At 50.6% G+C, this 21,399-nt stretch carries 24 protein-coding genes; 1 reads left to right on the top strand and 23 read right to left on the bottom strand.

The annotated features are described in order from the left end of the window. Positions 1-13: 13 nt before the first annotated feature. The 10 genes from BLP63_RS05650 to BLP63_RS05605 all read right to left on the bottom strand — a co-directional run bounded on the left by BLP63_RS05650 (position 14) and on the right by BLP63_RS05605 (position 9,600). Entirely contained in the window at positions 14-1,870 is a 1,857-nt protein-coding gene (locus tag BLP63_RS05650) for a sigma 54-interacting transcriptional regulator (RefSeq protein ID WP_092589937.1), read from the bottom strand. A 135-nt stretch (positions 1,871-2,005) separates the two neighbouring features. Next, positions 2,006-2,497 carry a GNAT family N-acetyltransferase gene (locus BLP63_RS05645; protein WP_092589936.1) on the bottom strand — a complete coding sequence of 164 codons (492 nt, stop codon included), beginning with the start codon at positions 2,495-2,497 and terminating at the stop codon, positions 2,006-2,008. A gap of 197 nt (positions 2,498-2,694) precedes the next feature. Next, positions 2,695-3,627, bottom strand: a complete 933-nt coding sequence (locus BLP63_RS05640; RefSeq protein ID WP_092589935.1) for an aldo/keto reductase — start codon at positions 3,625-3,627, stop codon at positions 2,695-2,697. Between the two features lie 71 nt (positions 3,628-3,698). Further along, positions 3,699-4,040 carry a DsrE family protein gene (locus BLP63_RS05635; protein ID WP_092589934.1) on the bottom strand — a complete coding sequence of 114 codons (342 nt, stop codon included), beginning with the start codon at positions 4,038-4,040 and terminating at the stop codon, positions 3,699-3,701. Continuing rightward, a complete protein-coding gene (locus tag BLP63_RS05630; RefSeq protein ID WP_092589933.1) occupies positions 4,037-4,822 on the bottom strand; it encodes an ABC transporter permease in 786 nt (261 codons plus the stop codon). The genes BLP63_RS05635 and BLP63_RS05630 overlap by 4 nt, the downstream gene beginning before the upstream one ends. Continuing rightward, complete coding sequence (locus BLP63_RS05625; RefSeq protein WP_092589932.1) at positions 4,819-5,856, bottom strand: ABC transporter ATP-binding protein; 1,038 nt, start codon at positions 5,854-5,856, stop codon at positions 4,819-4,821. Before BLP63_RS05625 ends, BLP63_RS05630 begins: the two co-directional genes overlap by 4 nt. Further along, complete coding sequence (locus BLP63_RS05620) at positions 5,831-7,027, bottom strand: ABC transporter permease (protein WP_092589931.1); 1,197 nt, start codon at positions 7,025-7,027, stop codon at positions 5,831-5,833. Before BLP63_RS05620 ends, BLP63_RS05625 begins: the two co-directional genes overlap by 26 nt. Next, complete coding sequence (locus tag BLP63_RS05615; RefSeq protein WP_170829313.1) at positions 7,024-8,061, bottom strand: glycine betaine ABC transporter substrate-binding protein; 1,038 nt, start codon at positions 8,059-8,061, stop codon at positions 7,024-7,026. The genes BLP63_RS05620 and BLP63_RS05615 overlap by 4 nt, the downstream gene beginning before the upstream one ends. 149 nt (positions 8,062-8,210) lie before the next feature. Further along, entirely contained in the window at positions 8,211-9,257 is a 1,047-nt protein-coding gene (locus BLP63_RS05610) for a nitronate monooxygenase (protein WP_242870808.1), read from the bottom strand. Positions 9,258-9,348: 91 nt separating this feature from the next. Next, complete coding sequence (locus BLP63_RS05605) at positions 9,349-9,600, bottom strand: hypothetical protein (protein WP_092589929.1); 252 nt, start codon at positions 9,598-9,600, stop codon at positions 9,349-9,351. A 298-nt stretch (positions 9,601-9,898) separates the two neighbouring features. Here BLP63_RS05605 and gltS point away from each other — a divergent pair, with 298 nt between their 5' ends. Further along, positions 9,899-11,155 (top strand): sodium/glutamate symporter, encoded by a 1,257-nt coding sequence (gene gltS, locus BLP63_RS05600; RefSeq protein WP_330387095.1) that lies wholly within the window; start codon positions 9,899-9,901, stop codon positions 11,153-11,155. Between the two features lie 139 nt (positions 11,156-11,294). Here gltS and BLP63_RS05595 read toward each other — a convergent pair whose 3' ends face one another. From BLP63_RS05595 to BLP63_RS16810, 13 genes are all read right to left on the bottom strand, one after another. Further along, a complete protein-coding gene (locus BLP63_RS05595; protein ID WP_092589928.1) occupies positions 11,295-11,897 on the bottom strand; it encodes a nitroreductase family protein in 603 nt (200 codons plus the stop codon). 3 nt (positions 11,898-11,900) lie between these two features. Beyond that, entirely contained in the window at positions 11,901-12,536 is a 636-nt protein-coding gene (locus tag BLP63_RS05590; RefSeq protein WP_207646420.1) for a PH domain-containing protein, read from the bottom strand. Between the two features lie 99 nt (positions 12,537-12,635). Further along, positions 12,636-13,829 carry a pyridoxal phosphate-dependent aminotransferase gene (locus tag BLP63_RS05585; protein ID WP_092589927.1) on the bottom strand — a complete coding sequence of 398 codons (1,194 nt, stop codon included), beginning with the start codon at positions 13,827-13,829 and terminating at the stop codon, positions 12,636-12,638. Positions 13,830-14,074: 245 nt separating this feature from the next. Continuing rightward, a complete protein-coding gene (gene tnpB, locus BLP63_RS05580; protein ID WP_092589926.1) occupies positions 14,075-15,202 on the bottom strand; it encodes an IS200/IS605 family element RNA-guided endonuclease TnpB in 1,128 nt (375 codons plus the stop codon). Positions 15,203-15,750: 548 nt separating this feature from the next. Beyond that, positions 15,751-16,092 (bottom strand): thioredoxin family protein, encoded by a 342-nt coding sequence (locus BLP63_RS05575; RefSeq protein WP_170829312.1) that lies wholly within the window; start codon positions 16,090-16,092, stop codon positions 15,751-15,753. 229 nt (positions 16,093-16,321) lie between these two features. Next, entirely contained in the window at positions 16,322-17,242 is a 921-nt protein-coding gene (locus BLP63_RS05570; protein ID WP_092589924.1) for a cell division protein FtsX, read from the bottom strand. After that, positions 17,239-17,922 carry a cell division ATP-binding protein FtsE gene (locus BLP63_RS05565; protein ID WP_092589923.1) on the bottom strand — a complete coding sequence of 228 codons (684 nt, stop codon included), beginning with the start codon at positions 17,920-17,922 and terminating at the stop codon, positions 17,239-17,241. The genes BLP63_RS05570 and BLP63_RS05565 overlap by 4 nt, the downstream gene beginning before the upstream one ends. 11 nt (positions 17,923-17,933) lie before the next feature. Then, positions 17,934-19,208: a coiled-coil domain-containing protein gene (locus BLP63_RS05560; RefSeq protein WP_092589922.1), complete on the bottom strand. Its 1,275-nt coding sequence runs from the start codon at positions 19,206-19,208 to the stop codon at positions 17,934-17,936. Between the two features lie 95 nt (positions 19,209-19,303). Beyond that, positions 19,304-19,474 carry a hypothetical protein gene (locus BLP63_RS16815; protein WP_170829311.1) on the bottom strand — a complete coding sequence of 57 codons (171 nt, stop codon included), beginning with the start codon at positions 19,472-19,474 and terminating at the stop codon, positions 19,304-19,306. Next, positions 19,444-19,767 (bottom strand): hypothetical protein, encoded by a 324-nt coding sequence (locus tag BLP63_RS05555; protein WP_092589921.1) that lies wholly within the window; start codon positions 19,765-19,767, stop codon positions 19,444-19,446. Before BLP63_RS05555 ends, BLP63_RS16815 begins: the two co-directional genes overlap by 31 nt. A gap of 95 nt (positions 19,768-19,862) precedes the next feature. Beyond that, entirely contained in the window at positions 19,863-20,387 is a 525-nt protein-coding gene (locus tag BLP63_RS05550; RefSeq protein WP_092589920.1) for a GNAT family N-acetyltransferase, read from the bottom strand. 15 nt (positions 20,388-20,402) lie between these two features. Then, positions 20,403-21,167 carry a carbon-nitrogen hydrolase family protein gene (locus tag BLP63_RS05545; RefSeq protein WP_092589919.1) on the bottom strand — a complete coding sequence of 255 codons (765 nt, stop codon included), beginning with the start codon at positions 21,165-21,167 and terminating at the stop codon, positions 20,403-20,405. A gap of 27 nt (positions 21,168-21,194) precedes the next feature. Next, positions 21,195-21,356 (bottom strand): hypothetical protein, encoded by a 162-nt coding sequence (locus tag BLP63_RS16810; RefSeq protein ID WP_170829310.1) that lies wholly within the window; start codon positions 21,354-21,356, stop codon positions 21,195-21,197. Positions 21,357-21,399: the final 43 nt, after the last annotated feature.

Below are 21,399 nucleotides of genomic sequence, written 5' to 3'. Positions count from 1 at the left end.
GCAACACTTAATCCTATTGACGTTCATTCCTTTTATTGATTTTTTTAAGCCGCCGCCACAAAGTGGTCCGGTCCACGCCTAAATGCTCAGCTGCCATGGTTTGATTTCCACTACATTCAGACAATGTCTCCAATATCATTTCATCCGAAAGGGAAGCTCTGAAGTGAAGATTGCCTGGACTGTGGGACTGGGTTTTAATAAGCTTATCAATCTGAGCGTCTACAATCGATTTACGGATGAGATTTCCTTCGCTGTATACTATCATTTGCTGAATAAAATTAAAAAGTTGACGGACATTTCCCGGCCAATCATAGTGTTTTAAACTTTCAAAACCAAAAGGCTCCAATTTGATCAGCGGCGCGTGGGTCCTCAAATAATAAGCCGCCAGGACAGGCAGGTCTTCCCTGCGTTCAGCCAAAGTTGGGATTTCAAGGCGGAGCACATTGACCCTGTAGAACAGATCTTCCCGGAATTTCTTTTTTTCTACGGCTTTCCACAAATCTTCGTTGGTCGCTGCAATGATGCGTATATCTACAGGAATGATCCTGTCATCACCTAGTCGCATGACCTCCCGCTCCTGCATGACTCTCAGGACCTTTGCCTGAACAGACAGGCTCATCTCACTGATTTCATCCAGGAAAATGGTGCCTCTGTGGGCCAGCTCAAACAATCCTTGTTTGCCGCTTTTCCTCGCGTCCGTAAAGCTGCCTTCCACATAGCCAAACAGCTCGCTTTCCAAGAGGGTTTCCGAAAAAGCGGCGCAATTGACCGCGACAAAGGGACGGTCCCTTCTGCCGCTGAGATTGTGGATGCTTTGCGCGATCATTTCTTTACCGACGCCCGTTTGTCCAATGATTAATACAGTAGCAGTGGTTTCACTTATTTTAGCGAGCTGTGATTTGACAGCTTTAATCGCGTTACTGGTCCCAACAATGTCCTCAATGGTGTGCTTTGCAACCAAACCCTGCCTGTGAAGCTTTTTGCGGACCAACGTCTCAGTCTCCTGTATGGCACGAAGGGCCTTCATAACAATGACATACCCTTCTTCAAGGCTGCCGTCAAATCCCATCTGGCGTGTCGTCACCAGATACTGTCCGCCAGAGAGCGTTATAATTTCTTCTGAGCCATTATAATCAGGCAGCCACTCCTGTATGACATGGCCAACCAAAGTCCCACCAGACAATCCAAAAAATTCAACAGCCACCTGATTGCAATGCGTCACCGTTCCTTCGTGGTCCGTTGCAAGAATGCCTTCTTCAACTGAGTTCATTATGGTTTCTATTCTGGCCTTACTCAAGGCGTCTTTTTTTCTGACAAGCGCAATATTCTCCGCGCGTACAAGTGCTTCGTAAACTGCCCGCTTGCCAGAAGAGATCAATATGCCGCGAAGTCCAATTTCCAAAGCGACCTTGACTGAGATTGTATCTCCCACTATCACTTTGAGGCCATCTATTGCTGCGTGCTTAAGCTGCTGATATAAACGCTCCGGGTCTGTAACCAGAATCTCAAGAATTTCATAATCAAGCCATTCTCCGAGAGATGCCGCATCATAAATGGTGTTGGCATAGCCCACTACACCAATTCTGTGATCCTCTTTGGCGGCTATATGTATGGCTCTCAGCAAGTCCACCGTAGACACATCAATGGGCACACACGGAACAGGGTCCACCATTTGGCATATGTCAAGATAGGTGCCCCCACGGCTGATAATCACCTCAGAACCCTCATCTGCTGAAGCTTTTGCCAGCTGAGCGCCAAGGGCCAAATTACCTATGATCACTTCGCAGTTAAAGCCTTCCTCTTCAACGACTTGAACACCGACTTTATAAATATCTTCATTGGGCGCAATAAGCGTCATCCTTGGTCTCATGGCATCACACCTTTACTCAAATGTCATTTTCTCTGCTGCAAATAGAGTTCTATGCTTACCCATAAAGTCCTTTGAAGTTTTTGTTTTCTTTATGACCATATTATCCAGGAAGTGAGTTTGATTCCGCCCGAGTCGTTAATACCTTTCACTCCGTCGCTCCATCAACACCACATCATGAAAAGAACCGTCTTCCATCCTGCCCAGTCGCCATCGAACGCCTACTTCTCTGAAACCACACTTTAGATGAAGTTTTTGGCTCGCTTCGTTTTCTATCAAAATACCCGCCCAAAGCGTCCAGTAGCCTTCGGCTTCAGATGCTTCAATCAAGGTATTCAGCAGCGCAGTTCCGACTCCGAGGCCTTTGCTTTTTGGGGACACATAAATGCTAAGCTCCGCGACGCCGGCATAGCTGTCCCTGTCAGAAGTTTGAATCAACGCCGTCCAGCCCAGCACTTCCTCCCCCTGACGCGCTACCAGTCGGCAGGCTTCAATATGCTCCCTGTCCCATTCCTCCCAAGTGGGAATTTGAGAAACAAAAGTCGCGATCCCAGTGTCAATGCCCTCCTGATAAATCTCAGCAACTTGTGGCCAATCCTCTGGTTTCATTTTGTCTATATGATAAGTCATAAATGTCCTCCTTTTCTCAAGGTCCAAACACAATTATAGATACTGTTTATTTTTATCCCGTTTTTACACTTTTGAAACAGAAAATTCAAGAGAAAAGGACAGCGTATACGATGACAAAACAAAAAAGACAGCTGGTCATTTCACTTTGAAGCTTCAAAATGAAAGTCCAACTGTCTTGTAGTTGTAGAAACAGGGAATTACTTCACCGCATTCAAAATCAAAGCCAATTCTTCCTCCGTCAGCGTCACGAGAGCACCCTTCACATTCTCCGCTACTTGCTCAGGCCGCTTGCCGCCAGGTATGACGGCATCGACGCCGGGCTGATGAAGCAGCCAGGCCAGGGCAAGGTTTGAGAGTGTGGTATTCTTACCATCGGCAATCAGTTTTAGTCTTGAGACCCGGTGCAAATTCGCCTGAAACTGCTCTTTGTGGAAGAGGGCCACCTTGTTTCTCCAGTCCTCAGGTGACAGCTTGAAATCCGGGCCATACTTGCCGCCCAAAATGCCAAAAGCCAGCGGTCCATACGGTACAAAAGCAATGCCCGTTTCGACGCAGTAGGGCAGATGCGCTGCTTCCACTTCCCGCTGGAGCAAGTTGTAAGGGCCCTGGTACGCATTTAACGCGCCACTGTGGTTGGCTGCCTTCAGCTCCTCCGCCGTGGCATTGGAAAGGCCAATTGCCCTGATCTTCCCTTCTTCCTTCAGTCGCTCGAGGGCCCCCACGGATTCCGCGAGAGGCACCTCCGGATCCACGTAATGGATGTAATAGAGATCCACATAGTCCGTCTCCAGCCGCTTCAGGCTCGCCTCAAGGGCTGAGCGCAGGTACTCCGGCCTGTTGTTGATCCGCCTGCTTCCATCCGCCCCATTTTGAATGGCGCCTTTGGTCGCTATGACGACTTCATTTCTCTTGCCTCTGAGCACCTCGCCCAGAAGCTCCTCAGAACGGCCCAGTCCATAGGCGTCTGCCGTATCGAAAAAGGTAATCCCTTGAGCGAGGGCTTCCCTGACAAGGGCGCGCCCCTCAGCTTCATCCAGTGCGCTGTAGAGGTTATGGCCACCAACGGCATTGGTGCCGAGGCCAATTCTTGAAATATCTATGTCCGTCTTTTTGAGTTTGATCTTCTGCATAAATTTCTTCCGCCTTTCAGCTTAAGGTTGGTATCACTAACCAGGGTTGCTCAGATTGCATATAAACGCCTTTAGAACGTAATGATCTGATACCCCTTCTCCAGGTAATCCGCCATGGACGGATGCCCGCTCATGTCCCCTGTCACAGGTATGCCAGTAGTTTCATTGAATTCAAGCACACCCATTTTCGCGGAGCAGGCCTTACAGATGCAGTCGATCAGCCCCTGCTCTTTCGCCTTCATATAGAGCGGATTTTTCGAGGTTTCCAGCTCCTGTATAAGTTTGACGGCCTCGCCTTCAATGACAACCGCCACGGCCTCGGCCCCCCTGGCCTTGAGATCCAAAGCGTTGAGCAAGACATGGACAAAGCACATGGCGTTGCCGTTAAAAGCGAAAAGTGCGTACTTATTCATGAAAGCGCCTCCTCAGATGTGTGTATTCTTAAAAGTTTGTCAGCAAACATAGCCATTACTATGACGGGGACAGCCCCCTGGAGCACCATCACCGGATCATAAACGCGGATCCCGGCAATGATAGGGACGCCAAAGCCGCCAGCGCCTACCGTGGCGCCTATGGTGGCCACAGAAACATTGATCACCAGGGCTGTGCGAATGCCCGTCAGGATAATGGGCGCCGCCAGCGGAATATCAAGCTGAATGAACTGCTGCAGCTTTGTCATGCCCATACCGGTCCCAGCTTCACGAACACTTGGGGCAATGGTCTCCATGCCTACGATCACATTGCGGACCACAGGTAAAATGGCGTAAAGATAGAGTGCCAGCATGCTGGGCAGATTTCCGTAGCCCAAAACAGGCACAGCGAGAGCAATAACGGCCGCGCTTGGAATGGTTTCTCCTATGGCGCTGGCAGAAAGCACAAGGGATTTCAGCTCGCTGCTGCGGCTGAGGTGCACCAGACTCCCGAGCACCAGGGAAGTAAGGACCGCAAGGCCTGTGGCGACAACGACAATAAAGAAATGCTGCCACGCCAGGACATGAAGCGGCGTTCTCATCTGTACAGCAGCCCGTTTTGGCAGCCAGGGTGACAAAACCTGTACCGCGTCATCAAAAAAATAAATCCAAACGAAAAAGAGCAGAAAATAAATCAGCGCTGACACCCATTTTCGCCGCTGCTGTTTAAGTCCCCTCATACCCGTCACCCACTGACGGCCCTGTATGACCTCAATAGCTTTCATACCTGGGACACCTCTTTCAGCCACCCGGCAAGGTCCTCATAGGTGACCTGCGCCAACCGGCCGGTTTTGTCCCGGACCGGAATGCTTCGGAGCCCAAGGCGCAGCATTTCTGAAAGGACCTCCTTGAGACTGGCCTCATGTCCCGGAGGTTGACTGATGGCTTCGCCGGAGAAGTGATCCGGGATGGCGCCAAGCAGGGTGTCTGGCATGGTCTCTGGCACAGTGTCACGCATCCCCGCCGGCAAATCTCCCCGCCACTCCGGCAGCGTCTCCAGCGCCAGCACGGATACTTCATAACGCCTTAGCAGCTTCAGTGGGTACTCGGACCCCAAAAAGCTGACCACAAAATCATCTTTCAGCGCTCCTGCAAATTTTCCTGGCGTGCCTGCATCCAAGATCCGCCCCTGGTTCATCACCACAATCCGGTCCGCAAGGGTTATGGCCTCCTCCACGTCGTGGGTCACAAAGACCACAGTCTTTTTAAGCGCCTTCTGGATCTCTGTAAATGCCAGCTGAAGCCGTTCCCGGGTCAGTGGGTCCACAGCTCCAAAGGGTTCATCCATGAGCAGCACCGGCGGATCTGCCGCCAGCGCCCTGCAAACGCCTACTCTTTGAGCCTCGCCCCCTGAAAGCTCTTTTGGCTTTTTCAGCCTGTAAGACTCAGGAAGCCCGCTCATCTCCATGAGCTCCCGGACCCTAACCTCTATTTTCGCTTCAGGCCACTTCATAAGCCGGGGCACTACAGCAATATTGTCGTGAACCGTAAAATGCGGAAACAGCCCAACACCTTGGATACAATACCCAATCTGCCGCCTCAGAAGCTCCGGGGCATAAGCCCCCACGTCAACACCGCCCAGTTCAATGGTGCCCGCGTCAATGTCCACCATGCGGTTGATGGTCTTAAGCAGCGTCGACTTCCCGCAGCCAGAGGGACCTATCAGAACGGCACACTCCCCTTCAGGGATTTCGAGGTCAATGCCGCGAAGGGCTTCCAGAGCCCCATAAGCTTTAAATACCTGCTTCAGCAGAATCATAGGTCACCCCCATCCTGTCAATCACACGGGCTTCAGCGAGTTTGAAGACGGCTTCCAGCGACAACGCCATCAATACGACTGGAAGCGTTCCCAAAATCACCAGGTCTGGTGCCGATTGTGACAGGCCCAAAAAAATCAGCGCACCCATCCCCCCGCCGCCTATAAGCCCCGCGAGGATGGTATTGCCCACATTTTGCGTTACTGCCGTCCGAATACCGGAGAAAATCACCGGAAAAGCCAGTGGAAAGAGCACCTTTCTAAAAATTTGTTTATGTGTCATACCCATGGCCGCTGCGCTGTCCACCACGGAAGCCTCCACTTGGTCGAAACCGGAATAAGCATTCGCAGTGATGGGCAGCAGACAATACAGCGTCAGAACGATAAACGCTGGTGCAAAGCCAATGCCGCGAATGCCAAGAGCCGCGACAATCGGCACATTCTTCGAAAGAATAGTCAATGGGATCATAATGAGGCCCAAAAGCGAGAGGGTCGGTGCGACCTGAAACAGGTTGACGGCGCCAAGAATCCACTCGCGGAGCCTCGGTCGCCTGTGACAGGCATAGCCCAGAAGGATGCCCGGAAGAACGGCAACTGTCACGGAGGCAAGCGCCAGAACCAGATGCCGCTTCAGCTCTACGAAAAACGTCCCTCGGATGTTGAGAAATTCTTTGACAAGTGCCAAGTGAGGCGTTAGCCCTGCTGCAGGAATGGAGAGGGTCATGGTAAGCGTCAGGATCAGCAAGAGCCTCCCCCGTGGCGCGCTGCTCTGTAAAAGGAGTACGCCTGCAAGCAGCAGCCAGAAACCCGCACTGAGGGAAATTCTTGCGACCTCCAGGTCGTAGTCCACCCCTATGGGTCTGAGCCGTGAAAGCAGGATCAGCAGAAGTCCAGGCACGGGAAACCAGAGCCACGGCGTCACTAAAATCAGCTGCGACAACAGCCTGTTCCCAAAACGCGACCTTAAAGCGTACAAAATGCTCATAATCACGAGCACAAGACCTGCACCCCATCCAAAGACACCAGCCCATCCCCCTCCTTCAAGCAGCGCCGCGCCTTTAAGGGGAATCCCGCTCACGACGCGATTGGGCCTGAAGGCGCCAAGGGGTAATACCAGAACACTGAGAACAGCCAGAGTCAGACCCAGTCTGGCTTTTAAAAATGACGGCTTCATTTTTTCAAGAATCCATTTTCTACGAGATAAGCTTCCGCCACAGCCGCTGCGTCCTTGCCATCATAGGCGACCTCCGCGTTGAGCTTCTGAAGGGTCTCAAGATTAAGGGACTCGAAAACTGGCTTCAGAATCTCTTCAATTTCCGGGTAGGCTCTTGCGGTCTCTCCTCTGAGCACGGGTGCCGGCAGGTAAACCGGCGGCACTTGAGCCGGGTCTTCAAGGACAACGAGGTTCATTTTGTCAAGAGCGCCATCTGTGCCGTAGACCAGGGAAGCATTGACGTTATTGGTGCCTTCGGAGAGAGCTTTCAGCATTTCAGCCGTGTTCCCGGAGGACAGGATAATCAGCTGGTCATCTTTCAATTTAAAGCCGTAGGCCTCTTCATAGCCCAAAAGGCCCATTGGGTTCTCCGCAAAGCCAGCAGCGCAGATGAGTTTGAATGGGTTGCCTGCATTGATATAGTCCGCCATGTCTTCCATGGTGACAATGTTGTTGGCCTCGGCGAATTCCCTTTTAACAGCGATCATTTCCGTATTGTTGGCAGGCGCCGGCGTCAGCCACAGCAAATCCATTTTTTCTTCGTCCAGTTTGGCTGTCAGCAGATATCCAGCTTGCGGATCATTCCAAATGGAGGTGTCCGTGGCGTCCTCAGGGTGATAATACTGACCGGAGCCAGTGTAATCCAGCACTAAATCCACTTCACCGTTTTCGAGGGCGCGTCTGAGTATATCCGGTGTACCAAAATTGACTTTGTCAACGGTTTCAATGCCATTCGCGTTCAGCATTTGAATGATCATTTTACCGAATAGGCTGCCTTCAGAGTCCAGCATGGTTGCCACGACGACGGGCGCTTTTTCGCCATCGCCAGACCCAGGCGCTGCAGGTGTTTCCGCAGGCGTCTCTGAGGGCTGCTCCGCCGGTGCCTGCGCAGGCTGACTGCAGCCAGTGATCAGTACGAGCATGAGCATGAGCATCAAAAGAAGACCGGTTGTTAAGTGTCTAAAATTTTTCTTTTTTATTTGTCTCGTCATCATAAATGTATCCCCCAGTTGAATGAAAGTTGTAGGTAGTAGTGATGGTGTTGATGTAAGTGGCGCTGATGTTGGCGCTATCCATGGTGTTGGTCGTGCCATTGATAGTGTTGGCGTTGATAACCTTGCTGGCAATGTTTTATAATACCCGCTTATTTCAGCAAACTGCAGTTTTCAAGGACTGCTCTGGCTTCCCCCATTATGTCCCGTATAATCCATTCAGCAGATTCTAAATCATTTAACTGACTCAGGCTTTGTCCGGCAAGGGCAATCCCGTTCATGCCATCCACACCTGCCCCCTCCATAGCCATTCTCCTTGAGGCACCTCTCATCATGGTCTCAAGGCTCTGTGGGCTCCCGCCCTCTGCTTCCAGCGCCAGATACTTATCCGTAAAAGCACTTCTGATGCAGCGGGTCGCTTTTCCATAACGCGTCCCCAAAATGACGGAATCTTCATCAGTCGCATCCATAATTGCGTTCTTGTAATCCGGATGGACCTGACATTCATTCGCCAGAATAAAGCGGGTCCCCATTTGAATGCCATGGGCGCCCATGACTAAAGCCGCCGCCAGACCTCTCCCGGAAGCAAAGCCGCCTGCGGCGACGACAGGTACATGAAGCTCAGGAATGACATTCGTCATGAGTGACAGGGTGGTGCTTTTCCCAATCTTCCCACCAGCTTCCATCCCTTCGAGAATGATAAAGTCCACCCCTGCCGTCTCAAGCTTCTTTGCAAGTCTGAGACTTGGCACGATCCCGCCAACTTTAATGCCGGAGGCTTTCAGTGCCCGCAGATAAGGCAAGGGGTCTCCCGCACCAAGTGTAACGAAATCGATCCCTGACTCACACAGGACGTTTATAATTGCCTCTTTTTCAGGCGTTGAGATCAAAGGGACATTCACACCAAAAGGCCTGCCCGTCATGGTCCTTGCCTTCTGAATCTCCTCTTTGACCCAGGACGCCTCTCTTCCGCCTGCAGCAATGATCCCCGCACCGCCCGCATTTGAAACCGCAGCGGCCAGCGTCGATTCAGAAACCCATGCCATAGCGCCCTGCAATATGGGATAAGCCGTACCGAGCAGGCGCGTCAGAGGATTATGGACGGCGTCTTTAAAGCTGTCTGACTGACTTTTGGCTGCGGGGTCTGAAACAGGGTCTGAAACCGGCTCAAAAGCCGTGCTGGACAACTTCTTGCTCACGTTATGGCCCACCTCCTCTTCTGCTTGACCTGTTTTGAATGAAAGAAGCCGTTACAGGTACGTAACGGCATTTAAAAGTGCTGGCCGATGGTCAAAATTCCATTCTCTTCACAACAAAAGACTCCAGCTTCTTAAGCTCAGCCTCCAGCGCGTCCACTTCCTTCTCATTTCCAGGCATGAATTCAAGGATCAACAGCCCCTTGGAGCTGCAAGACCCTTCCGTAGGCGTATCATGAAGTCCCAGCCGCGTCTTGATGTAACAGCCGTACTTTGTCAGCAGCTCCTGAACCTTGACAGCTTCCTCTTCTCTGTGACCAATTAGAATACCCATAATGATTCTCATTGTCAAATCGCCTCCTGCTTAAAATCCTTTGAGGGACATTGAGTTCTGCTTGACGACATTGTGATAATACCCGCTTTTCAAGGATCTACACAAAAGGAAAAACGAAGTTTTGGGATTATTTTCATGCACGCTATAGAATTTTCACACAGTTTACAAAAGTATTAAAACTATTTTTGTTACATTCTGTAGGATTTTGTGTGATCCTGTGAGGCCCATTCTATAATGGGCTCAAGGTAATTTCATATATATATGAAGGAAAACGCACTCATTCAAAGCTTATATCACAGGAGGTATGTACATGTTCGAAATGAATCAAGAACTTGGCATGATGGCACTAAATCTGGATATGATTCAGTTTTTAGCTTTTGCGACGGTGATCCTGCTCATTGGTCAATTCCTGAGAAAACGCATTCACGTCCTTGAAAAGTACTGTATTCCAGCGCCAGTCATTGGCGGCCTGCTCTTCGCAATCTTGGCTCTGATCCTGAGACAAACCGGCGTCTTGGCCTTCGTCTTCAATACGACACTGCAAAGTGTCCTCATGACGGCTTTCTTTACCACAGTGGGTTTCACTGCAAGCTTCCGGGTTCTTAAAAAAGGCGGCGTTAAGGTCTTTATGTTCCTGGGGATTGCAGTTGTCTTAGTCGTCATGCAAAATATCCTGGGCGTCAGTCTTGCAAAAGTCTTTGGCCTCAATGAACTGATTGGTCTCGCAACGGGTTCTACGCCTATGACTGGTGGTCACGGTACTTCAGGTGCTTTCGCGCCGCTCTTTGAAGAACGCGGTGCCCTTGGTGCCATGTCTGTTGCAATGGCAGCTGCGACCTTTGGTCTCGTCTCAGGCAGTATGATTGGTGGTCCTATTGCGAAGCGTCTGATTGAAAAGCACAGCCTGAAACCGGATTCTGAATCCAAACTTCAGAAAACTGAAAAGCTTGACTACCCGCAAATGCATGAGGATCCAGAATTCGAAGAAACGCCAATTGAAGAGCAGCTCATTCCTAAGACCATTACCTCAGCCACGATTCAAATCATCATTGCTATGGGTGTTGGTACCATAATTTCCGCTTTCATTGGTCAGTTCCTGACCTTCCCGTCCTACATAGGCGCCATGTTCGCCGCAGCTATAATGAGAAATATTTCAGATTACGCAAAGACCTGGAAGACACCAGAAATCGAAATCGAAATGATTGGCGGCATAGCGCTTTCCCTCTTCCTCTCCATGGCCCTTTCCGGTCTCAGACTCTGGGAACTCGCAGATCTCGCTGTACCAATGATTGTTATGCTCTTTGCGCAAACTATTATGATGGCACTCTTCGCCTACTTCGTTACCTTCAACGTCATGGGCCGGGACTTCAACGCAGCGGTTATCGCTGGCGGCCACTGCGGCTTTGGTATGGGCGCGACGCCAAATGCGATTGCCAACATGGAAGCCATTACAGGCCGTTTTGGTCCATCCCCTATCGCGTTCTTCATCCTGCCATTGGTTGGAAGCTTGTTCATTGACTTCTTCAATGCGGCAATCATTACCACCTTTATGAACTTCTTCGGTTAAACTTTATATACTATGAAATTTAAAGGGAGGCAAAAGGCGCCAAGCACTGGCACCTTTTGCCTCCCTTTCTCTGCCTATGGTGAACTTCCCATAAAAACAGCTCTGATGCCGCGCATCAGAGCTGTTTTTGATATTTGACTCAATTAAACTTTTCTTCTTTGCAGTTAATGATCAGTTCTTCTTTAGACCGCTTAGGAACGTAGGTGATGTTCTCCTCATCCCGTGTATACCCAATATCCCCATCCTCTGGCACCTCCACCAGCCGCACCTCTTCATCCGGCTTTCCAAGGGCCAGGATCAGCACTGGCTCAAGATGGGCTTCCAGCGAAAGCGCTTCAGAAACTTTTCCAGCGTTGAAATTTCCAATCATGATCCCCCCAAGTCCCAGTTCAATGGAACCCAGAAGCATGGTCTGCGCTACAATACCCACGTCCTTCATGAACCGCTCTGGATTTGGCGCAATGTTTTTGTCCGCGCAGATTACAATAAATGCTGTAGGATTATGGCCTTCCCGGGGCAGCTTTAAGTGCGGCAGCCGTCTCGCCCAGCCCGTCAAAGGCTGAATTTTTTCATTTGTCTTTGGATCACAGGACAAAAAATACTTTAAAGGCTGGAAGTTGATGCTGGAGGGACAAAAGCGGGCTAATTCCACTAAAGTTTCAAGCTCCGACTTTGTCACTTTTCGCTCCTGATCAAAGCCTCTGTAACTGCGGTTTAGTTTTACGCGTTCCAAAAAATCCATAAATTATAGCCTCCCGTCTTTTTGTTTTGGCTCATACTTCGTATTGTAGCCTGGATTGTCTTCAGGTCTAAGGGCGTTTGGATAATAGATGTCACTCTTGATATCCACTGACATCTGTTTGATCCGTTTATACACCATATATGGATCTTCAATGTGCAGTAATGCCCCTTTATTCGTCGTCCTTTGGTCGCCTCTGCTGTTTCTGTAAAAGCCTGGCGTCAGGCGAATGGTACCACAGCCCCTGAGCTTTTCAATCAGACCTACGTTGACCTCTGGCTCTCGTATATCCGTAAATTCCACGACGTTGATGTCCCGTCCAATAATGCCGGATTGAATATAGACCCGTTTATCCGTGAGAATGTATTCAATGTAATTCCAGTTCACAGCTCTGTAGATTGGGCCCCCAATCGCGATCCAGACCGGCATGAGATGGAGGAGGAAGAACGGGATCATAAAGAGGCCAAAACCACCCGGCATTCCGACGCCTGCGCCAAAGAACAACCGGATAAACATAAAATCAAAGGCACCCCAGATTAAAGCAAAAACATAGAAAATGGGATTGCCTATGACATAAGTCAGTTTCTCAGGCTTTCCTTCCCAAATCTGATACTCGTTTGAATCCATCATATCCCGGATCATGCTGCAGCCCCCCTGTTTCTGATACCTTACAGCTTAAGTATAACAAAATGGCAGACAAAGTCGTCTGCCATTTTATTATGATTTCATTAATTTTTCCTTTTACGCCAGACCTTGGCACTCCTCAATCAAGGCTTTAAAGCCAGGAAGCGCGTTTTCAATGGTGCTGTAGGCGACGCAATACGCAATTCTGACATAGCCCGGGCAGCCAAAGGCACTGCCTGGGACCAGGAGGATATTCTTGGACTTTGCCATTTCAGCAAACGCCTTGTCATCCTCAACAGGCGCTTTGACAAACATGTAGAATGCACCCTCAGGCTTGATGCACTCATAGCCAAAGGCCTTCAAATTGTTGTAAAGCAGCTCGCGGTTTCGGTTGTAGCCTTCGAGGTCAACCTGGGCGTCGAGGCACTTTGCAATGACCCGCTGGAACAGTGAAGGCGCGTTGACAAACCCGAGAATTCTGTTGGCAATGTTCGCCGCGGAGACAAAGTTTTCAAAGTCTGCCATTTCAGAAGGCATGACAAGATATCCAATCCGCTCTCCAGGCAGGGACAGGGACTTACTGTACGAGTAGCCTACAATGGTATTCGCGTAATACTTAGTCAGGTAAGGCACCTCAACACCGTCATAGGCGAGCTCACGGTAAGGCTCGTCTGAGATCAGGTAAATGTTGGTCCCAAGGGCCTTTTGCTTTTCGCTCAGAATCTGTGCCAACTTGAGGATAGTCGCTTCAGAATATACGACACCAGTCGGGTTGTTTGGCGAATTGACAATGACCGCCTTTGTCTTCTCGGTGATCATGCTCCCAAAGGCCTCCAGATTAGGCTGGAAGTCCACGGTATTTGGCGGCACCACAACAAGCTTGGCGTCATAGTTTGAAGCGTAGCTGTTATACTCGCCAAAGAATGGTGCGAAGGTTATGACCTCATCTCCTGGATTGAGAAGGGTTTTGAAAACGACGTTCAGACCGCCAGCAGCGCCCACGGTCATTAAAATATTGTGGGCGTTGAATGCCGTCCCGAATTTTTTGTTCAAATGCTGCGCAACGGCTTCACGTACGTCCTCATAGCCAGAGTTGTTCATGTAGCTGTGAATTGCGCCTGGCTTTTCTTGCTGGACAATTTCAATGATCGCTTTTTTAACTTCCTCCGGCGCCTCAACGTTTGGGTTTCCAAGGCTGAAATCGTAGACGTTTTCTCTGCCATAAAGCTTGGCAAGTCTGTTGCCTTCCTCAAACATGGCCCGAATCACAGAGCTCTTTGAGACTTGTTCCATCATTTTGTTTGAAATCAATGGGAAATCCACCTTTCCTATGTATAATGGTTTGAATACATGGTTTAGAATACTTATTCACGACTGCAGAAAACACCAAGGCTTAGGGGAAAATCTGCATCTGCCTATATACTAATTTAGCATAAAAAATCAAAATTGTGGTTATGAATATTCAGTTTTCTATCGTTCCGCTCACAAAAGATTGAACCTCTCATGACTGAAGTCACAAGATTCCTAAGAACACCATTCTATCGAACAGTTTATTATTAGGATAACCCCGTCGCACCAACGGTTAGAAGCCTTAGGGCTTCGTTTTTGATATTTATGCTTGCGTTAAGATCTCTGTCGTGGACTATACCACACTCCGGACAAATCCAATCTCTCACAGCAAGATCCTTAACGTCTTTATTCTTATACCCGCAATTAGAGCACAATTGGCTTGAAGGAAAGTTCCTCCCCACTTTGACAACCTGCTTGCCATACCACTTTGCCTTATACTCAAGCATGCTTATGAAGTATGACCAGGACGCATCAGCGATGGATTTCGCCATTTTGTGATTCCTCAGCAAATTAGAAACCTGCAAATCTTCTATTCCGATCACATCGTGATTTTTGATGATCTCGTAAGAAAATTTGTGTAGGTTGTCTTTTCTTGCATTGGTGATTTTTTCATGGATTTTAGCGACTTTAACTCTTTGTTTCTCCCAGTTTTTTGAATGCTTCACGCGCCTCGAAAGCACCCGCTGTGCTTTTGCGAGCTCAGCCTCATATTTTCTGAAGCACTTGGGGTTTTCTCGTTCTGTGTGATCTGATACTTTGGCGAAGTGCTTGATACCCACATCGATGCCACAGACTGAGCCGGTCTTTTGTAATTCATGCATTTCTACTTCGGTGAGAATGGAGACAAAATATTTGCCCGATGGATGACGTCTTATTGTAGCGCTCAGAATCCTCCCTTCAACTTCTCTTGACTTAGCGAACTTAACAAGACCTAACTTTGGCAGCTTGATTTTGTTGCCGACAATACCGATGTTCCCATTCGTAAATTTGGTCGTATAGGACTGGACTTTGTTCTTTTTAGACTTGAAGCGGGGGCGATCATTTTGTTTTCTAAAAAATCGTTTATAAGCATCCTCCAGACACTTTAGCGATGACTGCAGGGCGATACTGTCCACTTCCCTCAGCCACTCGTACGCTTTCTCTCCTTTGAGTAAAGTCATTTGCGCAGCGCAAGTGTTGTAGGTGAGGCCCCTACCCGTTTTCTCGTAGGCCTTGTTCCATGCGCTTAGAAAGTGGTTAAATACAAACCGGCTGCATCCTATCGTCTTAACGATCAATACTTTCTGCGCTTCATTTGGATAAATGCGAAATCGATACGCCTTGTGAGCCAACATCCTTTTTCACCCCCCATAGAAAGCTCTCTTTGCTACTGCAAATCAAAAAACAAAAAAATCACTAAAATCCATTAAAAAGCGATAGGAAGCTCATTACATTACCCTACCGACAGTCATAGATTTTAAGTGATTGAAGGACGCCTGCGTTGATTCAAATTTAATTTTATGCTTTCATTGTATCAAACGTTTGTTCTTTTTCAAAGTGAAATCGAGAAAAATATTGAGTCATTTTATTGTATTTCTATTAGCACTCTTATTGGTATATCGTAGGAACATTGGTTGATAATGAAGGACACACACATTACTTTTATTGTGTTAATCAAGATTTTAAACCAAGTGCTGATGAGCGATTCATCCCATGACTGAAGTCACGGGTGTTCTCGCCACTCACATAAAAGGTGTGCAAGGACTGCAATTTTTTGTGAGGTGACCACTGGCAAACAAGTCTTTTGGGCTTTAAAACAGAACGAGGCGGGAAACCTCTGACCGCTGCCAAAAGTCTCTCACCTCGTATAATGTTTTTTCCGATGGTCGGTGCCCCGCAAAGCCTATTTAAATTCGCGGTCCAGAATTTCTGTAATTTGATCCTTGGTTTGAATACTGGCCGTCGCCGCGACAACTTTGCCATTTTTGTAATAAACCGTGAAAGGAAGCCCCCTGAAATTGCGGCACTCCGGCAGGGTCTTGATGATTTTTGCTTCTGGGGAATCGAACTCCATATCACGGAACACGACATTTGAATACTTGCCCTCGAGGCTTTCCATTGCGCCGTAGACAGGGATACACATAGGACCCATGCGGCCGCAGCAAACCATGACGTTTTCGTTCTGGCTGATGGTCTCTTCGAGTTCTTTGGCAGTCACCAGATGCTTGAGATTCGTATCTAACATTATTTAACACTCCTTTAATGTAAGTTGACTTGTTGAATTTATTATAACACATTATACCCCCGCGGGGTAGTGGGGTTTATAAATTTTTTAGAAATTAATGGGATGGGAGTCCCTTCACCTCAAAAAAAGATCAGTCACGCGCTAAAATCCGCTTTGACTGATCTTTTTTGAGAGATCATTCGGTTGGGGACTGTCCCCAACCAAACACTATGTTCTTCTTTTCCCCTGCTCACACCCGCATGCCATGGTTTCGGACCAGTCCCAGACCGAGAAGGCTGGCGGTGAGGCCCAGGAGGGCGCTGGCGCAGAGGGTGGTTACGGTGACCACGGGCAGCAGCTTTGTGAACTGAAAGGGTGGAAGGAAGCTGATGAGCTCTGTGGCCATGGGGCCGACACTTCGGGCAAACGCCCAGAACAGCAGCGACGCTAAGAGGCCCGCAGCGGTGGTGATCAGGACGCCTTCCAGCAGGAAGGGGCGGTAGATGAAGCCGTTCGGTGCGCCAAGGAGCTTGAGGGTCATAATCTGCTCACGGTTCGCATGGACACCTTCACGGACAATGTGGGCGGTGACTATGAGGGTCGCGGTGCCCACAGCAGCGGCCACGAAGATGGCAATGCCCGTGACAAGGCGGGCTATGGAAGCGACCTTTTCCAGGATGCTCTGATTGTCGCGGACGTAGTCTACGCCTTCGAGAGCCTGGACTTTCGCGATTAAAGCCGCAAGGTTTCCAAGGTCAACGCCAACCTCCAGGTACGCCTCAAAGGGATTTTCCTGGAAGTGCGTGAGAACACTGGCGTCTGTACCCAGGATCTCCGACATAGCATCAAAGGCCTGCGCAGCGCTGACAGGCTTGACGGTTCTGACGCCTTCAACAGCGCCAACTCTGGACACGAGGGCTTCAAGACCAGGCGCCCCAGCCTCTCCCAGGTCGGGCGCGTAATAGACGCTGATCTCAGCTTCATTTTTCAGCGCGTCGACCAGCAGCGAACTCAGCCACCAGCTGCTGCCCGCCAGAATGGCCACGAAAAAGATCAGGGTCAGGCTGATTATGGAAAGCAGGCTTGAGAGCCCGCTGAGAGAAAGGATCGTCCGCGCTTCCCTGAAGGTGAAGGCAAGGTTGCTTAAAGGCTTTGGCTTAACCTTAGTCATGGGCGCCCCCCCCTCTCCTTCGACGGCTGCAATAGGTGACCGGATGCCATGGCCAGATGGCGGCCGGCAGGGACCATAGAAAGCAAATGGGTGGCGTGGGTGGTGATCACAACGGTGGTGTTCGCGTCCCCAAAGGAGGTCAGCAGCCGCAGGATCTGCAGGGCATTGTCCTGATCCAGGTTCCCAGTGGGCTCATCCGCAATAATCAGCTCGGGTCTCCTGGCCACGGCCCTGGCTATGGTCACTCTCTGGCACTCACCCCAGGACAGATTGTCAACGGACTGGCGCCCTTTGTGCTCAAGGCCAACGCGCAGGATGCTCTCCTCCGCCTGGCGTTTCATGTCCGCAGCGGACAGGTCCAGAAAGCGCATGCCAAGGACAACATTTTCATAGACGGAACGGCCCTCCATGAGCCGGAAATCCTGAAAAACAGGACCAATGCGCTTTCTCATGGCCCGGATCGCCCCTTCCTCCCTGTGGGTCATGGACTGGCCCAGGACCTCCAGGGTGCCCGTCGAAGCAAACTCGATCCCCATGAGCAGCTTGAGCAGACTGGTTTTCCCTGAACCGCTGGGGCCTGTAATATAAAGGGTTTCTCCCTTTTCAACCATAAGATTAAATGGTTTCAGCGCCTGTGTCCCATCCCGGTAAATCAGGCTTGCGTCAACAGCTCGTATCATGGCACACCTCGCTAAAATAGTATGACGTCAATTAAAAGCTCTATGGCGCCGCGGTTATGGCGAACCTGCCTCAGCTTACTTTTTCCAATGGTTCCAGAGAGGTCAAAAACCAGCGTTCCCCTGGACACCAGATCCTCAAGGGCAGCCTCGCTCATGGACACCCCTTTGAATGTCCCGCCTTCAATCACAAATTTCAGCGTGGACTGATCCGCCACCTCAAAGCGGCCACTCAGTGCCGCGTCCTGGTCCACAAACTTCATGACAGCGCCTTTAGTCGTAAAGGCAAACACCAGCGGCGGCAGGGTTTTGTCCTGTGCGACAGCAAAATTAAGCTTTTCATCCGTAATGCGGCCAGTGGCCTGGAAGAGATTAAACTCAATTTCGAGGGTTCCCTCAGGCACCTTTCCGGTTTCGATCATTTCCGACAAAGCTGCCGCAGTATCCGTGAAGACAGGCTTAAAGGCAGTCCAGCCCTGGTCCAAGGCCTTAAGTGAAGCTTCGTAGCCGGCGCGGTCATCCTCAAGCGCCGCAAGCTGCGCTTCAAGGGTTTCCCGGGCCTCCTTCAGGCTGTCCAGGACCTCTTCCAGCGCGCTTTCTTTTTCTCTTCGGACCGCCAAAACTTTAGTGAGGGCAGCCTTCTCCCCTTCAAGGGCAGTCCGAGCCGCCTCGGCTTCCTGCATCAGGAGGTCCGTCTTTCGGGACAGCGCCCTGAGCAGATTGAGTCTTCGCAGCAAGTCCTTCAAGCTTCCGGCATTCAAAACAATCTCAAGTCTGGATGCCACGCCAGCGCGCTGCTGAGATCTCAGAACCTCGCCCAAAGTGCGCCTCACTTGTTGATATACCAATGTCTGAGCGTCAATGCCGGCCTGCTTTACCTCTATATCAAGCTGCACGGCTTTGATGTCAGTTTGAATGGCAAGGACCTCGTCCTCGAGCTGGGTAATCCGGGATGCGGTTTCGAAGAGCTCGGTGAGCAGGTCGAGTACCTCCGTGTTGAGCGCTGCGATTGCGTCGAGGGTTTCCTGGGCAATAGGGGTATGGGCCTGTGAAGGCGGACTTGGTGCGGTGCTGGTGGCGAAAACCACGGGCAAAGCACTTGAAGAAACCGTGGCAGCCACGAGAACTATGGCTATCCAAGGACTGAATGTTGTAAGCTTCATTTTTACCCTTTCAAAGCCACGGCCAAGGCCAAAGCCAAAGCCAAAAGCAAAAGCGTACTGCCGATGGTCACCGCAGCCACCACCGCCACCACACTTCACCCCGCAGCTTAATCGCCTATCCTGCATAACATCACCCGCCCAATAGATGTGCAGCCGGTACCAGACAAGCGTTTCCCGCCCGGCACCGGCTGCAATTTTCTGCCTGTACTTAAATGACCCACTTATCTTGAGGTCGTCAACACCTGCCGGATCAGATTCGCCGGGAAGGCATCCCTGTCCCACAACAGCTTAAAAGCCAGAAGGCCCTGAAGGATCCCCACAACAAACATGATGACATGGAGCGCGACGACCATTTGCAGCATCAGACACTGGACAACAATCCAAATAACCATGGCCCGCCAAGAATCCCTGTGGCATAGCCCTGCACCAAAGCGCCTGTCTCCGGCCTGCGCCAGTGGGTCATCAGCCAGGCTGCCGCGGCCAGGTTGCCCAGCCCAAACAGCGCAAACAGGATGATTCCCGGGATCAGAAAAGTTTCAAAGGGCCCGGTTTTAAGCAGCTCCGCGTTCGCACCCGCCGGCGCGATGGGGTCCAGGATGGCACCCATGCCACCCGCCGCGGCACCCACACCCACAATGATATGGAGCAGCAGCATGACAATACGACTGGTTTTGACGACCTTCATGGTTTTTCTTCTCCTTTGTATGTAAGTTTTTTGAAGCCAACTCACAAATTGCACCAAAGGTGCCCGTCAAAGGGTGTCGAGTACTGCTATGACCTTTAAAGCTCCAATTCCCACCGCTCCTCGGTCTGGGTTTTGCCCCAGATCTCGTGGGTCTCCGTTTGCGTCAACGTAAACCCATAGTCAATATATAGGTGACGCGCCGCGTCCAGCTGGCTGACCGTCCACAGGAACACCTTTTTATACCCCGCTGTGGCGGTAAAATCGAGGGCGGTTTTCATGAGCGTCCGGCCTAAACCGACGCCTCTATACTCCGGCTCAACGAGGTACCATCTGAGCTGAGCGGTCTCATCATCCACCCGCACAATAGCGATCATGCCCGCCCGGATCCCTTCAGACCCAGGACCCTTCCAGGCCTCAGCCACCCAGAGATTTTCCTTCTCGGGCTTCAAGGTCGCCCCAAAATCATACACCGGACCTTCCACATAAGGCCTGAAAGTGTGGTCGAACCCTTGCTCCTCTGCGTAGAGTTTGTCATGACGGTCGATCACCCAATCGAGATCGCTCTTTTGAAAATGCCTGATCGTGAAGCTCACACTCTCCTTTGCTGCTCCATGGCGCATTGCAGCCACTCTCCCCTATCTTAGAATATAAATCTCAAACGCTTCCGAAGCAAGCCTTTGCTGCGCAAAGTCCCATTCAAAGATCAAGACCTCGGAATTCCTCGTCTTTCGCGCCAGCAGCCGTTCACCCTGGTGAATGACCAGACTCTCCGCCTCCCAAAACTTGACGGTGCGGTCCTCCCCCGTCCGGTTGCACACGAACACCGGCAGCCCCGTTTCCCGGGACCGCTGCTCCCACTCGCCCTCCGGCCCGTACAGCCCAGGCCCCCAGGCACTCGGCGCCACCAGCACCTGCGCCCCCTGAGTCAAGTGACTGTTCGCCACCCTGTTCGTGTAAGCGTCCGCGCAGATCATGATCCCCGCTTTAATCCCGTTGATCTCCACTACAGAAAGATCTCCGCCAGGCGTCGACCACCCGTCCGAGTGCACCAACATTTTCCTTTGGCTGCCGATGGTCCCTCCGCCAACACCCAACACAACCACCACATTGTAAAACAAGCCATCCTCGCCTTTTTCCGCCAATCCCAAAAACAGATGGGCACCCTCAGCGCCAGCGCGTCGACCGAGCTCACAAGCCCAGACATCCGGCTGGGGCTCAATCCAGTCCGTCCCAATCAAATGGGAAAACTGAAGGCCGCTGACAGCTGTTTCCGGCGTGATGATCCAGTCCGCCTTTTGTTCAAGAGCAGTCGTTACACCCAGCTCAATGAGCCTTCGGTTGTGCTCCAGCTCACCCGCTATGGAATTTAAATGGAGCAGTGCGATACGTTTTGTAGTCACGCTATATACCTCCATGGTGCGCATCTATTAAGGCTTAACCTTTTGCAGTTTGGTTTCACTGCAGGGTTCCTTGGTTTCAAGATTGATATGTTCCATTTCAAGTTCATCCTCCGGCGAAAAATCCATCCAGTATTCCGGGACCTGATGGATAAAGCCGCAGAGAGGGCATTTGTAATAGATGAGTTCCATAGGGTTGAGCCTCCTCAAATCACAAAATATTATGAATTATTAT

It is taken from the genome of Acidaminobacter hydrogenoformans DSM 2784, from assembly GCF_900103005.1.
In the GTDB taxonomy this organism is placed as follows: Bacteria; Bacillota; Clostridia; order Peptostreptococcales; family Acidaminobacteraceae; genus Acidaminobacter; species Acidaminobacter hydrogenoformans.
The sequence above is the reverse complement of the archived record's forward strand: the minus strand, read 5'-3'. Positions and strand labels throughout refer to the sequence as shown.